Annotated in this window: 14 protein-coding genes and 1 pseudogene; 9 read left to right on the top strand and 6 right to left on the bottom strand. The window is 34.6% G+C overall.

Annotated elements, in window-relative coordinates:
• Positions 1 to 76: 76 nt before the first annotated feature.
• The 3 genes from DCC35_RS14235 to DCC35_RS14225 all read right to left on the bottom strand — a co-directional run bounded on the left by DCC35_RS14235 (position 77) and on the right by DCC35_RS14225 (position 2,206).
• Positions 77 to 493 (bottom strand): IS1/IS1595 family N-terminal zinc-binding domain-containing protein, encoded by a 417-nt coding sequence (locus DCC35_RS14235; RefSeq protein WP_137091442.1) that lies wholly within the window; start codon positions 491 to 493, stop codon positions 77 to 79.
• A 91-nt stretch (positions 494 to 584) separates the two neighbouring features.
• Entirely contained in the window at positions 585 to 1,778 is a 1,194-nt protein-coding gene (locus DCC35_RS14230; protein ID WP_137091441.1) for a chorismate-binding protein, read from the bottom strand.
• A gap of 2 nt (positions 1,779 to 1,780) precedes the next feature.
• Positions 1,781 to 2,206: a hotdog fold thioesterase gene (locus DCC35_RS14225; RefSeq protein ID WP_246070023.1), complete on the bottom strand. Its 426-nt coding sequence runs from the start codon at positions 2,204 to 2,206 to the stop codon at positions 1,781 to 1,783.
• Positions 2,207 to 2,246: 40 nt separating this feature from the next.
• Between DCC35_RS14225 and DCC35_RS14220 the strand changes: the two genes are divergently transcribed.
• On the top strand, positions 2,247 to 2,861 hold the full coding sequence (locus DCC35_RS14220) for a histidine phosphatase family protein (protein WP_137091439.1): 615 nt from the start codon (positions 2,247 to 2,249) through the stop codon (positions 2,859 to 2,861).
• On the opposite strand, the gene DCC35_RS14215 is transcribed toward DCC35_RS14220, so the two are convergent.
• The 3 genes from DCC35_RS14215 to DCC35_RS14205 are packed head-to-tail and all read right to left on the bottom strand — an operon-like array spanning position 2,862 to position 6,163.
• Positions 2,862 to 4,250, bottom strand: coding sequence for a tetratricopeptide repeat protein (locus DCC35_RS14215; RefSeq protein ID WP_137091438.1), 1,389 nt, complete (start codon positions 4,248 to 4,250; stop codon positions 2,862 to 2,864).
• 2 nt (positions 4,251 to 4,252) lie between these two features.
• Complete coding sequence (locus tag DCC35_RS14210) at positions 4,253 to 5,065, bottom strand: zinc ribbon domain-containing protein (protein ID WP_137091437.1); 813 nt, start codon at positions 5,063 to 5,065, stop codon at positions 4,253 to 4,255.
• A complete protein-coding gene (locus DCC35_RS14205) occupies positions 5,066 to 6,163 on the bottom strand; it encodes a Nif3-like dinuclear metal center hexameric protein (protein WP_137091436.1) in 1,098 nt (365 codons plus the stop codon).
• Positions 6,164 to 6,219: 56 nt separating this feature from the next.
• Between DCC35_RS14205 and lpxK the strand changes: the two genes are divergently transcribed.
• The 8 genes and pseudogenes from lpxK to DCC35_RS14160 all read left to right on the top strand — a co-directional run bounded on the left by lpxK (position 6,220) and on the right by DCC35_RS14160 (position 14,108).
• Positions 6,220 to 7,272 (top strand): tetraacyldisaccharide 4'-kinase, encoded by a 1,053-nt coding sequence (gene lpxK / locus DCC35_RS14200; RefSeq protein WP_137091435.1) that lies wholly within the window; start codon positions 6,220 to 6,222, stop codon positions 7,270 to 7,272.
• Positions 7,253 to 9,258 (top strand): annotated as a pseudogene (locus tag DCC35_RS14190) (putative porin). The gene lpxK and the pseudogene DCC35_RS14190 overlap by 20 nt, the downstream one beginning before the upstream one ends.
• Positions 9,259 to 9,261: 3 nt before the next feature.
• Positions 9,262 to 9,867, top strand: coding sequence for a tRNA-(ms[2]io[6]A)-hydroxylase (miaE, locus tag DCC35_RS14185; protein WP_137091432.1), 606 nt, complete (start codon positions 9,262 to 9,264; stop codon positions 9,865 to 9,867).
• A gap of 15 nt (positions 9,868 to 9,882) precedes the next feature.
• Positions 9,883 to 10,437, top strand: coding sequence for an LOG family protein (locus DCC35_RS14180; protein WP_137091431.1), 555 nt, complete (start codon positions 9,883 to 9,885; stop codon positions 10,435 to 10,437).
• Positions 10,438 to 10,551: 114 nt separating this feature from the next.
• Positions 10,552 to 12,183 carry a S8 family serine peptidase gene (locus DCC35_RS14175; protein WP_137091430.1) on the top strand — a complete coding sequence of 544 codons (1,632 nt, stop codon included), beginning with the start codon at positions 10,552 to 10,554 and terminating at the stop codon, positions 12,181 to 12,183.
• A gap of 132 nt (positions 12,184 to 12,315) precedes the next feature.
• A complete protein-coding gene (locus DCC35_RS14170; protein WP_137091429.1) occupies positions 12,316 to 12,630 on the top strand; it encodes a hypothetical protein in 315 nt (104 codons plus the stop codon).
• 81 nt (positions 12,631 to 12,711) lie between these two features.
• Entirely contained in the window at positions 12,712 to 13,518 is an 807-nt protein-coding gene (locus DCC35_RS14165; RefSeq protein ID WP_137091428.1) for a metallophosphoesterase family protein, read from the top strand.
• Entirely contained in the window at positions 13,515 to 14,108 is a 594-nt protein-coding gene (locus DCC35_RS14160; RefSeq protein WP_137091427.1) for a hypothetical protein, read from the top strand. The genes DCC35_RS14165 and DCC35_RS14160 overlap by 4 nt, the downstream gene beginning before the upstream one ends.
• The last annotated feature ends 8 nt before the right edge of the window (positions 14,109 to 14,116 follow it).

Here is a 14,116-nt window from a genome sequence, read left to right as displayed (position 1 = left end):
CTCCTATGAATTAGAGAATATATCTTCCTAACTGCTATTTAGTATATATATTTTCGGTAATTGATATATATGGAAATTACAAAATTTTCTTCCATTGAATAATCATGTACTTGTCTCCTATTGTAGATATTACTAAACCTTTGTTTGAAATATTTGGTTTATCCGCTATAAATGCTAATAATTCATTGTGGTTGAGTATCTTATAGGTAGGTCTGTATTCCAGTGATTCCGGCCTTTTAATTTTGAATTTTTTCACGAGATTCATTGCCGTGACATGACTGATTCCCAGTAATCTTTCTATTTCTCGATAAGAAATTCCCTCTAAATAAAGTTGAAGAACTTTAGTTATTTTATCATTATCTAACTTTTTGCCGAGTTTGTTAACAGTGAAATAATAGTTGCATTTTTTGCACTTATAGCGTTGTTTTTGATTAATGAAACCGCTTTTAACAGTTTGTGGAGAATCGCAACGGGGACAAAATCTAACCTTCATGAAATGGTGAATTGCTACTAATGTATATTAAATTAGCATATGTATATCAATTTACCAAAATTAAATTGTAATGATGTTGATTGAAGATATATTATAAATGTCTTAAGATTGATTGACACTTTAATTCTGTTTCCTCAAATTCTTTTTCAGGATCTGAATCGATTGTTACGCCTGCTCCAGCATAAGTCAGGATATGTTTTTTATAGATTTTTGCACACCTTAAATTGACAAAAATATTTGTGTTGCCATCGATGTTTACCGGTCCCATGAACCCTGCAAATAATTTTCTGTTTATTGGTTCGTGGTCCAAAATAAATTGTTCAGTCTCGTCCTTGGGCATGCCGCAAACAGCTGATGTGGGATGAAGTAATTCGAGCATTACCTGGCCAAGTTCGGGGAAATTGATTTTTTCCATATCAATCTTAAACCCGGTCATCAAGTGGAAAAGGTTTCCAGACCTGATCGTTTTAGGGCCTTCTTCTTCAAATTCGCGTACTCTTATTTTTTTCAGACAGTTTATAATGTATCGACTAACCAGGGCTTGTTCTTCTATTTCTTTCGTTCTCCAGAGTACATTTTTTAGTTCAATATCTTCCTGAGCTTTCTGAGTACCTGCAAGAGACATAGTCTTAAATGTTTCTCTGTTATCTACCTCTATTAATGTTTCTGGCGTTGCACCGATCCAAAGACCTTCAGTAGGTAAATAAATTAAGTTGATCATCCCATTGGGAAAAGAAGATTCCAGGCGACAGTATAAATCAGCAATATCAAAGTTATCTGGTAATGAAGTGTATTTAGCCCTGGATGGCACTACCTTTTTAAATCTTCCATCTTTAATCTCTTCGATACATTGATTAACATATTCAATATATTGAGTTTTGTCTTTTTCCTGAGAGATTAAAGTTGAAGGAGATGGGAGCTCTTCTAACAAGACTTTTTTTGGTTCATCAAATAGATATCCTTCTAACTCTTCTTCTCCAGAAATAATATTATTTAATGTAAACTTATCATTTTTAAGCTCGCAGGTTAGATGAAGATCAGCCGGTATATATTTTAAATTATCAAAGGCATCATAAAAAGGTGCTGAGATATAGCCAGGTTTAAGCTGATTAAGGTTATTATGATCAGCTATCTGGTGATGTTTACTTGCAATCAGATGAATCGTTTTCGAAGCCGGAAGTCGATAAACTGCTAAACCATAGTTATTTTCGATGCAATAGTTGAGCGATAGATGAATAATTCTATCGATTTCCAGATCTTTACCTAATTCCGCTTTTTGTTCCATAATTATTTATCGATCACCGCAACAGTCAGTCGGCTCACACAAACTAATTTTTCTTCTTCATTTTTAATTTCAATTGACCAAATATGGGTTTTTCTTCCCATATGCAAGGCTTTAGCTCTACCATATACAAATCCTGAAATAGCCGATCTGATATGATTAGCATTAATTTCTAAACCTACACAATATTGTTTTGTTTGATCAGTAACGAGTTGAGATGCCATACTTCCCAATGTTTCCGCTAAGGTAACAGATGCGCCTCCGTGCAAAAGCCTCATAGGTTGAACGGTTCTTGAGTCTACAGGCATTTTACCTTCAAGAAATGATTCAGTAATTTGCGTGAATTCAATACCTATTGTTGAAATCATCGTATCCTGAATTTGTTCATTCAGGTCTGCGATTTTAATATCGGGGTGAAATGTAGCAGTCAAGAAATAAAGATTTAATTTGCAGTAAAAATAATTAAAAAAATTGAGCACTAAAACCATTTATATAATACGTCATGGCGAAACTGATTATAATAAAAATGGAATCGTCCAGGGTAGCGGGATAAATGCCTCATTAAATGAGCTTGGAATAGCCCAGGCGGAGGCATTTTTCGATCATTATAAAGATGAGGGGTTTGAAAAAGTTTATACTTCTGATCTTGTAAGAACCATAGAATCAGTAACGGGATTTATAAATCTGGGTATTGATCACGAAATAGTTAGTGATCTACGGGAAATTAATTGGGGTTCAAAAGAGGGGAAAAAGGTTTCTTTGGAAGATAAATCAGATTATGCTAATCTTATGAAAGAATGGTATCAGGGAAATACTCACCTGAAATTTGATAAAGGAGAAAGCCCTGAAGAAGTAAGAGAAAGAATGTCGCGTGGATTTAATAAAGTTTTAGAAAGTAGTCATACTAAAATACTTGTTTGCACTCATGGTAGAGCAATGCGGATTTTATTGAGCCATTTATTGAATTACCCACTTTCTTATATGGATATCTTTAAGCATGGAAATCTGCAATTATATAAGTTGCTGTATCATAATAAGAGGTTCAGATTACTGAAAAGTAATGACTATGAGCACCTTAAGAGTTAATTATTGTTCATTTTTAATTTCCCTGGATATTAGATTAGCTTCATATTCGATTGATTCCTGGTAAGGATAATTGTTGTAAGACTTTATTTTATTGAGGTATAGCTTTGCCTTATCTGGATGGTCTTCTTCCAAATATATTCGTGCTAACTGTATGCAGGAGTTGGGGGCATAATACCAATTATTGTCTTTTTGAAGACTGATGATAGAGAGATAGTCATTTTTTGCCTTTTCTATATCACCAGTATTATGAAAAAAGCGGGCTTTTCTGTAAATCCATTCCGTCTGGTGTTCTCTTTTTTTAAAGTCGGGATCTTTATCTATTATATTTTGGGCGAATCGGTCGAAACCTCCATCAGTAGCAAGCCTGAGTTTCCAGATCATTTTATAATTTTCGGAATCAAAATCGAAATTTTTTAAATATTCATTTGCATATCTGTCAGCTTCAGTTTTTTCACTATAATAATCAACGGTAGATAAAAATCTTTTTCCTTCATCGATTTGATTATTTAAATAAAAAGAAAGGAATATATTCAGATTAGCAGCGGATAAATATTCATTAGATGATTGCTTATTCCTGAATATGTTAAGGTGATTTCTTGCCATGGCATAATCACCTTTTCTTAAAAACGTTTCACCAATCAGAAAATAAGCGGGAGGGAAAAGTTTAAATACTTCATCATCAAATTTATTGATGTTAGCAACAATTGCATTTCCACCTCTGGCTTTCGAATTACTAATAAGGAAAACAATAAGATCCAGATTAGACTCCAGATTTAACTGGTCTGCCTTTTTCCTGGCTAAGGCCTGATCTTGTAAAAAATAGTTAGCTATTAATGGGTATATCAACCTGGCTTCTCTGCCTTCAAAGCTTTCTTTATTTTCTGAAGCCTGATCAATGAGTTTAATACCAGTTTCCTTACTTCCGTTAAGTCCCAAAATATCTAATATCCATGCGTATTTTTTAGGAACTGAAGATAAGGTTAGATGCATTAATCCTCCAGGTAAAGCATACTTTTCGTCGAGATCTTTATTTTCCTTATAAATAGAATGAGCTTTTCTGAAATTCCTGAATGCCGAAAAATTATTTTCATACCTGGCTTCTATCATTGAAATCAACAGATATGCTCTGCATTTAAGATATTCTGAAGTACCAGGCGCATCGATGAATTCCTCAATTTCCTCAATTGTTTCTTCTGCCTTATCTATTTGTGGATTTAATAAAACTTTGATACCCTCAGAATATAGTTTTTTATATTCTGTTGGTTGATCTTTTTTCAGATCAAAAAATGCATCTGAGGGTTGAGAGAAGGTATTGAAATTAAATAAAAAAAACAGGCATAACCATATAAGGCATGCCTGTTTTGTAATATCGGTAAAATTGAAAAACACTTTTAAGACTTTTTCTTCGTAGTCTTTGTTTTTGTCTTTCTCTTAGTTGTTCTTCTTTTAGGTTTTTTGATGGTATCAGACTGGAATTCAGGATCATCATCAACACCTGCAAGGATTCTGCCACTGTGCTCGTCGATGATCAATCTTTTTCTTTCTCTGATTTCAGCAATTTTCTGCGGAGGAATTACAATGTTACATCCTTGAGCAGCGCCATTCTTTACAGTTACAACAGCAAGACCATTTGTAAGGTGCTTACGTAATCTTTCATAGTAACGGTATAGATTGTCTTCAATATCTTTTACTGCTTTTTCTCTGTCTTTCAGTAATTTCTTTTCGTCTTCCTCACTTTCAGAAGTTAAAGCCTCAAGTTCTTTCTTTTTTTCCTGAAGGTCCGCTTCTTTATCTTCAATTAAAGCAGTAGTGTTTTCTATTTCAGATTTCACTTGCTCTATTTTGTTTGAAGCTTCTTTAATCTTCTTTTCGTGTACCTGGATTTCTAATTCCTGAAGTTCAAGCTCTTTAGTGATCGCATCATATTCGCGGTTATTACGAACATTGTTCTGCTGATCTTTATATTTTGTGATAAGAGCTTCTGATTCTTTTATACCAGATTTTCTTTTGTTGATTTCTGCTTCAAGCTCTTCAATTTTAGCCTCTTGCTTAGATTTTCTGGTTTTTAAACCTTCAAGATCGTCTTCAAGATCACCAACCTCTTCAGGTAGTGCCCCTCTGATTTTCTTGATTTCATCTAATTCTGAGTCTATTGTTTGAAGCTTGATTAAAGCGTCTAATTTTTGAGCTACTGTACGTTCCATTTATAGATAATTAACCGGATTCGAATTAAATTCGGATAAATTGAATGCAATATTAGTGAATTTTTTATATAATTTCTCTTTTATTAATTCTTTTGTAAATACTTCACTTTCATAGTGGCCGATGTCAGCAATAATTATTTTGTCTTCAGCATCAAAGAATTCATGATATTTAAAATCTCCTGTAATGTAAATATCGCACCCAGAACTCTTTGCTCTGCTTAATAAAAAACTACCAGCCCCTCCGCACAATCCAATCTTCCTCACCTTTTTATTAACGAGATTAGTATGCCTGATTGTTTTTAAATTTAATTTTTCTTTAAGCAATAACAAAAACTCCTTCGAATCCATTTCTTCCTCAAGGGTACCGATCATACCTGAACCGGTTTCCTGATTAACATTTGAAAGGTCATTTAAGTAGTATGCCATTTCTTCGTAAGGATGAGCATTTTTCGCAGCATTAAGAATATTTCCACTTAAATGCCTGGGGACAAGAACTTCTATTCTTTTTTCTTCTACTTTCTCTAATTTGCCAGATTCCCCAATGTAAGGATTGGCATTGTCAGTAGGTTGGAAGCTTCCTGTTCCCTTTACAGAAAAGCTGCAATTTTTATAATCACCGATTTGTCCGGCTCCTGCTTCACCCATCGCGGTTAATACCTTTTCAGCATGAGACTCGGGAACAAAAACTACCAGCTTTTGTAAGTTGTTATTTTTAGGCTGAAGGATTTTTAAATTACTTAACCCTATTTTTTCTGCTAATTTCGCATTAACACCGGTCACAACGTTATCGAGGTTAGTATGAATCGCATAAATAGCAATATCATTTTTGATAGCTTTTATAACAGTTCTTTCCACGTAGTTTTTACCGGTAAGGCTTTTCAGTCCTTTAAAAACAATCGGATGATGGGCAATAATTAGATTTGCACCTTTTTCTATTGCTTCTTCAACTACCTCTTCAACACAATCTAATGTGATCAGAACATTACTTATTTCATCTGAAGGATTACCAACAATTAGCCTGCTGTTATCATAGCCTTCCTGAAGTGAAGGTGGGGCCCAGGTTTCTAAATAGTTGATGACATCTTTTATTTTCGTCATATTGTAAATACTTTGCAGTTGAATTCAAAACTACAATATTTTAATTGCCATACCCAATGATGTTAAAGCATTTGCTCTGGCCATTTGCACTAATTTACGGATTGATAATTAAACTTAGAAATCATCTTTTCGATATCGGATATTCGAGATCTTTCAGGTTTGATGTTAAAACTATTGGTGTGGGTAATTTGTCAGTCGGTGGAACCGGCAAAACTCCAGCTGTAGAATATTTAATTTCAAAATTTAAAGAAAAAGAGAAAGTTGCCACATTAAGCCGGGGGTATGGCAGAAGAACTAAAGGGTTTTTAATGGCAGATTATCGCAGTACAGCTGTTGATATTGGAGATGAACCTTTACAGTTTTATTCTAAATTTGGTCAGGAAATCACAGTTGCTGTCGACGAAGAACGTATTCATGGTATTCCTGAAATTTTATATCACAGACCGGAAACATCGCTTATATTTTTAGATGACATATTTCAGCACCGGCACGTAAATCCTCATTTCCTCGTATTATTAACCACTTATGATAAGCCATTTTTTGATGATTATATTCTTCCGGTTGGAAGGTTGCGGGAGTCAAGATTTGGCGCTAAAAGAGCCGATGTAGTTCTAGTGACAAAATCTCCGGAACAATTATCAGAACAGAATAAAATTCATTTCAAGAAAAATATACTTAAGTATACGAAAAAAGAAGTTCCTGTCTTTTTCACAACAGTTGGTTATAGTCAGCCGGTAAATGAAAAGGGTCTGGTAAGGTCATATAATAAAAAAGCTGTACTAGTGACCGGAATAGCCAATCCATTACATTTTAAAAAACATCTGGATGGTATTACGGATATTCGTAAACATTATAATTATCCTGATCATTATAATTTCAAAGCTTCGGATGTGAAAAAATGGCTGGATTATTGCAATGAGAATAACCTTTCAGATATCGTTGTAAGCGAGAAGGACTGGATGAGAATCAAACCACATACTATTGATGTAAATAGTGAAAATGTGAATTTTATAATTCAGCCTATCTCAATGATGTTTATTGATAAATCAGAGGAAGATGAATTTCTTAATTTATTAGACTTCCGAATAAATGGTATCAATAAAGGATGATTTTTATAGGGTAGTTATGCACCGATGGTTATTTTTGCCAACAGTTATGAGATTGGGGAAATTTATTTTTTTATTAATTCTTATTTTTCAGGGATATGATTCCTTCTCGCAAATTCGTACTCCACGGGGTAGCGGAATGGGAAGGGACGAGTACTTTGATATGAATGAGGATACTGTTTCTGTTCCTGAAGAAGATGATGGGAAGCTCAAGCTTGATTCAGCCAAAAATCCTTATGGACCTTTCACTTTATATTACATAAAAGCTGAAGATGTCAAGAACAGTAAGGAAATTCATTACAGGATAGATACCACCCTCGGCAATTTCGGCAAATTTGAGATGCTCGAAATAATGAATTACGAGGCTCAGAACCTAGGTAATCTGGCTACCGCAATATTTGATTTGTATCCTGACTTACCTTCCACACCGGGATTGCGCTCCGGATTCACCGCTTATAAACCATATGTTCGAACCCCGTATCAACAACGGTTCTTTAACACCAAGGGACCTTTTACTGAAGTTGAAGTGTTGTTTGGCGGGGGAATAGAAACAAAGTTGATATTGCTTTTTCCAGAAATGTAAATGAGCGATTTAACCTGGGATTTAATCTTTTCAGAATCGCAGCAGATAAGAATCTTGGTCCTGTGAGGCGTTTTGATAATCAAGCAGTGGGGATTGCCTATGATCTAAATGCTAATTTTATCAATAAAGATAGTACTTATAGCTTTATGACCAGGTTATTCCGTCATTCTCATAAAGTTGCAGAGTCAGGTGGGGTGGCCAATTTTCTGGATGAGAATACAGCTCTTCAAGGCTTAAACGATCAATCAAGTATTACTCCTGCCCTTCAGGGAGCTGGTTCGAATTACAGGGTAGTAAATGGATATTTATTACAAACCTTCAGACCAACAGGTATTTTGAGGTTTTATCACGAGCTGGAATACAACCAGGAGAGAAATACTTTTACAGTAGAGCCTACAGATGGAAATCTGGCTTCAGGATTTTTTAATGATATATATCTGGATGAAGAAAATACATTTGACAGAGTATTTTTCACAACAATGAAAAATGAAGCAGGCCTTACAGGGGGCACGAACAGAGTTTTCTACAGAGCATTTTTCAAGCATCGTTATTTGATAATTGACTCTGAACAAATAGGAGGTACTGCTACTAGAAATGAACTTTTTCTGGGAGGATATCTATCTTATGATTTAAATCAGCGAAATAAGTTGTCGGGAACAGTAGAATATCTTCTTGGTCAAACGTATAACATCGACGCTTTACTAGAAACTGATTGGATTGACGCTGGTTTTAAAAGAATTACTTATAAACCGGATTACGTTTTTCAAAAATACCTGGGAAATCACAGGGGGTGGGAAAATAATTTTGAAGACGTATCAGCAGATAAATTATATGGTAAGCTAAAAATTAATCTTGGCGAGCAGTTAATTGCACCGTATGTGAGTGTGAATAATTACAATAACTACGTTTATTATTCGGCAGATACCCTTCCCGCTCAATTTTCTGAAAATTTTCAAGTTCTAAATGCCGGATTAAGTTTCAAATTCAGAGTATTTAAGAATGTCGGAATTGAATTAGATGGTAAATATTCTATCTTGTCTGATAATGCTTCAGAGGTGTACAGGGTGCCTGATTTATTTGGAAATGCATCTATATTCTACCAAAACTCTTTATTTCAGGGATCACTTCTTTTAAGGACAGGTTTTAGTGCAAATTATCGTTCAGGTTTTTATGCTATGGCATACGATCCTGCAATACAAAGGTATTTTATACAAAACGCGTACAAGAGTAAAGATTATATTATCGCAGATTTTTTCGTAAATTTTCAGGTAGATCGCTGGCGTTTTTCTCTTAAGTTAAAGCATTTTAATCAAGGGTTAATGAATGACGGATATTATATAACACCTGCTTATCCACTACAAGGACGAGTGTTTGACTTTGGAGTTAGCTGGTTATTTTTTGATTAAGTTATGAATGACAATATAGATAAAAGTGTATTAGGGCTTCATTTACCAACAGATCCGAGATGGGCTGATATAGCAGGGATGAATATCGAAGATATTTTAATTGATCATGCGTATTGTGAACAAAAAGCAGCTTCATCTTGTATTAGTTTGATAGTAACGTATCCTGATAAAGAAGAACTGGTTGAAATGCTTACACCGGTGGTGACGGAAGAGTGGTCTCATTTTGAAATGGTGATTGAGCAGTTAAAAAAGAGAGGGATGAAGCTTGGGAAAATGAGGAAGGATGAATATGTTGCTGCCCTTGCCAAGAAAATAAGGAAAGGAGGAAGCAGGGAGGATCAGCTCGTAGAGAAACTACTAATGAATGCATTAATAGAAGCACGTAGTTGTGAAAGATTTAAAATGCTTCATAAAAACATTGAAGATAAGGAACTAAGTGAGTTTTATTACCAGCTAATGATCTCTGAAGCCGGCCATTACAGAAATTTTCTCGAATTGGCGAAGAAATATAAACCTGAAGAAATGGTATTAAAAAGGTGGCAGGAATTGCTCAACGAGGAAGCAGAGATCATTAAGAATCTTGAAATAAGATCAGACAGAATGCATTAATCTTAATTTACCAATATGCAAATAAATAGTGTAGCAGTTTTTTGTGGATCTCGCCCCGGAGATAATCCTCTTTTCTCAAGATATGCAAGATATCTGGGAAAGTCTCTAGCTACAAGAAATATAAAATTAATTTACGGAGGAGGTAAAGTTGGGTTGATGGGAGTAATTGCTGATGCTGTCCTGGAAAATAAGGGGGAAGTTGAAGGAGTTATACCAAGGAGTCTGGCGCAAAGGGAAGTGGCCCATATGTCCTTATCACGACTGTATATGACAGATACCATGCATGGGCGAAAAGAGAGGATGTATGATCTTTCAGATGCTTTTATAATCATCCCCGGAGGTATTGGTACTTTAGATGAATTTTTTGAAATATATACCTGGTTTCAGCTTGGGTATCATGTCAAGCCTATCGTGGTGATCAATAGTGAAGGTTTCTACGATCACCTGAAGGCCCATATTGAAAAATGTGTAGAAGAAGGCTTTTTGTCAAAAAGTATCTACACTTCAGTAAAATGGGTGAACGATGTTGATGAATGTATGTCTCTTTTAATAGATAAATCTATCAGTTAACCTCAATTTTTGGTATTATTGAGGTTAATTAATGTGTAGAATTGCCAAAAATATTACTTTCGCTGACCGTTTCCGGCATTCTTCCGTTTATTTTATAGAATTACGATCACATATATGAAATATTTAATTACTCTCAAAAATGCAGCTTTTTTTGGCCTGACAACCATTTCTTTTATCGTGTTTGGCCAAATCCAAAACACGAAAAACGATACCTCTATTTATATTTCTGAAGCACCTGCCAATTGGTTTAATAAATCTTATGGGATGGATGCTGTACGAGGTGTTGAAACAGAATTAGCATATAAAATTCTAGAAGGAAAAAAATCAACCACTGTAATTGTAGCAGTAATAGACAGCGGTGTGGATCCTGATCACGAGGATCTTTCAGAAGTTATATGGATTAATGAAGATGAAGTTGCAGGAAATGGCATTGATGATGATGGTAACGGATATATTGATGATATTCATGGATGGAACTTCATCGGAGGTAAAGATGAAAATGTAATCCGGGATACCTATGAGCTAACCCGAGAATACAAAAGGCTGACTGAAAAATTTGATAATATCTCTGATAAAGATCGTGAAAACGATCCGGAATACGATTATTTTTTAGCTATTAAGAAACAGTTTGAAGCTCAAAAGGGACAAATAGTAAAGCAATACGAAGGATTTAAAGGCTTTTATTCAAGTTATGAAAGATATAGCAAGGCTCTGAAAAAGCATTTTGATACAGACAGCCTCACCAGTGAAATGGTGATGTCTTTAGAAACAAAAGATGAGTCTCTTTTAATGGCAAAAAATTTCATGGGATACGTATATTCCCAGGAAATCTCCCAGGATCAACTTGAAGAAGCTAAAGATTATTTCACCACAGCGATCGAATATGGATACAATACCGAATATAATTCACGAGATATTGTTGGTGATAGCATCGAGAATGTTAATGAAAAGTATTATGGAAATAATGATGTAGAGGGTGGTTTTGCATTTCACGGTACTTTTGTCGCAGGAGTAATTGGAGCAGTTAGAAATAACGATATTGGGATTGATGGTGTAGCTGATAATGTAAAGATAATGGCAGTAAGAGCAGTTCCTAATGGAGACGAGAGAGATAAGGATGTGGCTAATGCGATTTATTATGCAGTTGATAATGGTGCCAGGATTATTAATATGAGTTTTGGTAAATCGTTTTCTCCAAATCAGGAAGCAGTAGAAAATGCAGTAAAATATGCAGAAGCTAATAATGTTCTTTTAGTACATGCTGCAGGTAATAGTTCAAAAGATATAGATGAAAAGGATAATTTCCCAACCAGGTTTTATTTGGATGGAACTGAAGCATCAAACTGGCTTGAAGTTGGTGCATTAAACTGGAAACCAGAGAAGGAAATGGTGGGAAGTTTTAGTAACTACGGGGATCAAACAGTAGATCTTTTTGCACCAGGTGTAGATATTTATAGTACCTCACCTGATAATAGTTATAAAGTAGCATCGGGAACATCTTTTTCAGCCCCTGTTACCTCCGGTGCTGCTGCGATTTTGATGTCTTACTTCCCACATCTTAAAGCTTCAGAGGTAAAAGATATTTTAGTTGAAACAGCTACAGATCTTTCCGATAATAGTGTTACTCTCCCTGGTTCGGAAGATGAAGTTAAATTTGGAGAACTAAGTCGCACAGGAGGTGTGTTGAATATTTATAAAGCGGTGATGCTTGCAGAGAAAAAGATAGAAGCGCCCTTAAAAAAATAGAATATTAATTGATTTTAACCAATGAAAGGCTTCATATTGAAGCCTTTTTTTGATTATAAGCTTATAAAGTGTTGGCTTTAAGTTTAATATATATTAAATTATTGTATCTATCACTTATAAATATAATAAGCTATGAGAAAATCTATCTTAATTATTTTATTCACTGCCTTTTCGACAATATTATTTGCAGGAGAAATAAAACCACTAGATAAGGAAACAATCAAAAATATGACTGACCAGCAAAGAACTGAACGTGTCAGGTTATTAGAAGAAAGAATCAAGGAGATCGAAAATATGGATCTCAAATCAATGAAAAGGCCAGAGCGAAAGGATATCAAGAAGGAATTGAGAGGAATTAAAAAAGAAATGAAGCAGCACGCTAGTGGAGGTATCTATATTGGTGCTGGTGTGTTAATATTAATCATAATATTATTATTGATATTGTAATAAAATGTAGTCTTAACGACACTTTTATATTTAATATCGAAAAAATATAACTTTGTGGGGTTGTATGCTGTTTAAACAGATATGCGACTCCACTACTTATTTTATGCTGTATTAAGCATTTTTATAACGGCATGCGATCTTTTCGAATATAGTGCACATCAGATCACTCCCGATCAGGATGAAAAGGATGTTAATCTCAAAAACATCGATAGAATACTTTCATTACCAGTCTCAGATACATTAAAAATAGCTTTTATTAGTGATTCTCAGCGATTTTATGATGAGACTGAAATCTTTGTAGATTATTTTAATACTGTTTCAGAAGAATATGATTTTGTTATTCATGGTGGAGACATATCCGATTTCGGATTAGCGAAAGAATTTTTATGGATTAATGATATCCTTTCAAGGCTTGAAGTGCCTTATTTAACGGTAATTGGAAATCACGATATTCCTGTTTATGGTCATGAAGCATATAGAAAAATATATGGTCCGGATAACTATACCTTTACATGGAATGATCATCGGTTTATTTTTCTCAATACCAATTCTCTCGAATATGGTTATAATGGATTAGTTCCCGACCTGGGATGGCTTCAAAAACAGATATCTGAAAGAAAACCATCAGAAAAAATAATATTAATATCTCATATGGGGCCTGAAAGTGGCGAGTTTGATCCTAAACTTGCTGCCGGATACCGGTCTATTCTAAAATCTGCCGGAGATAATTTGCTCTTTACACTGCACGGTCATAGCCATGAGTTTAAAAACGGAATGTACCCACAAACAGATATTCCTTTTTGGGTAACCACGAGCATGGATAAAAGAGCATTTACAAAGGTCAGAATATGGGAAGAGGGATACGATTTTAAAAAAATTGAATTTTGAAAACTATATCGAAATACTTGTTGGTCATATTTTTTATGATTCCTTTTGAGTCAAAATCACAGATAGATCTGCAACCGGATTTTGTGAATTTTCAGTATGCCGGTAATTTTGGATTTATCTCTTTCGGCGGGGGATATGACCTACTGAAGCCCGAGAAACCAGCACATCTGAACTTAGGCTTTTATTTTGGTTATCTACCTGAGAAAATCGGGGGTATTGAAGAGTATTCATTGAACACAAAACTTACCTATATTCCAGATATCAGGATTGATATAAACGATAAGATCGATCTGAATTTTTTTAGTACCGGGGTTTTTATAAACTATGCTTTTGGAGATAATTATTTTAACAGATGGAGCTCTCAGTACCCTGATGGATATTACTGGTGGACCCCCTCAGTCCGTTTTGGAATATTTGTGGGGGGAGGATTAAACATAAAAAAAGGCAATACAAGTAAAGACTTCATCTCTTTCTACTACGATTTTTCAGCTCATGATCTTGAAATAGTGAGTTATATTCAAAATACCGAATATTTTTCACCATTATCTATATTTAATTTATCTCTCGGAGCAATTATCTACCTCAGGTGATCAATATA

Origin of the sequence: Mangrovivirga cuniculi (assembly GCF_005166025.1) — a bacterium.
GTDB lineage: Bacteria > Bacteroidota > Bacteroidia > Cytophagales > Cyclobacteriaceae > Mangrovivirga > Mangrovivirga cuniculi.
Note: the sequence above shows the minus strand (reverse complement) of the source record. Positions and strands in the feature narration are given on the sequence as shown.

Excerpts from the sequence above, each read along its gene's own strand:
- lpxK (WP_137091435.1), top strand. The coding sequence starts at position 6,220 with ATGATGTTAAAGCATTTGCTCTGGCCATTTGCACTAATTTACGGATTG.
- DCC35_RS14210 (WP_137091437.1), bottom strand. The coding sequence starts at position 5,065 with ATGGAACGTACAGTAGCTCAAAAATTAGACGCTTTAATCAAGCTTCAA.
- DCC35_RS14230 (WP_137091441.1), bottom strand. The coding sequence starts at position 1,778 with ATGGAACAAAAAGCGGAATTAGGTAAAGATCTGGAAATCGATAGAATT.
- DCC35_RS14175 (WP_137091430.1), top strand. The coding sequence starts at position 10,552 with ATGAAATATTTAATTACTCTCAAAAATGCAGCTTTTTTTGGCCTGACA.
- miaE (WP_137091432.1), top strand. The coding sequence starts at position 9,262 with ATGAATGACAATATAGATAAAAGTGTATTAGGGCTTCATTTACCAACA.
- DCC35_RS14165 (WP_137091428.1), top strand. The coding sequence starts at position 12,712 with ATGCGACTCCACTACTTATTTTATGCTGTATTAAGCATTTTTATAACG.
- DCC35_RS14235 (WP_137091442.1), bottom strand. The coding sequence starts at position 493 with ATGAAGGTTAGATTTTGTCCCCGTTGCGATTCTCCACAAACTGTTAAA.
- DCC35_RS14180 (WP_137091431.1), top strand. The coding sequence starts at position 9,883 with ATGCAAATAAATAGTGTAGCAGTTTTTTGTGGATCTCGCCCCGGAGAT.
- DCC35_RS14170 (WP_137091429.1), top strand. The coding sequence starts at position 12,316 with ATGAGAAAATCTATCTTAATTATTTTATTCACTGCCTTTTCGACAATA.
- DCC35_RS14205 (WP_137091436.1), bottom strand. The coding sequence starts at position 6,163 with ATGACGAAAATAAAAGATGTCATCAACTATTTAGAAACCTGGGCCCCA.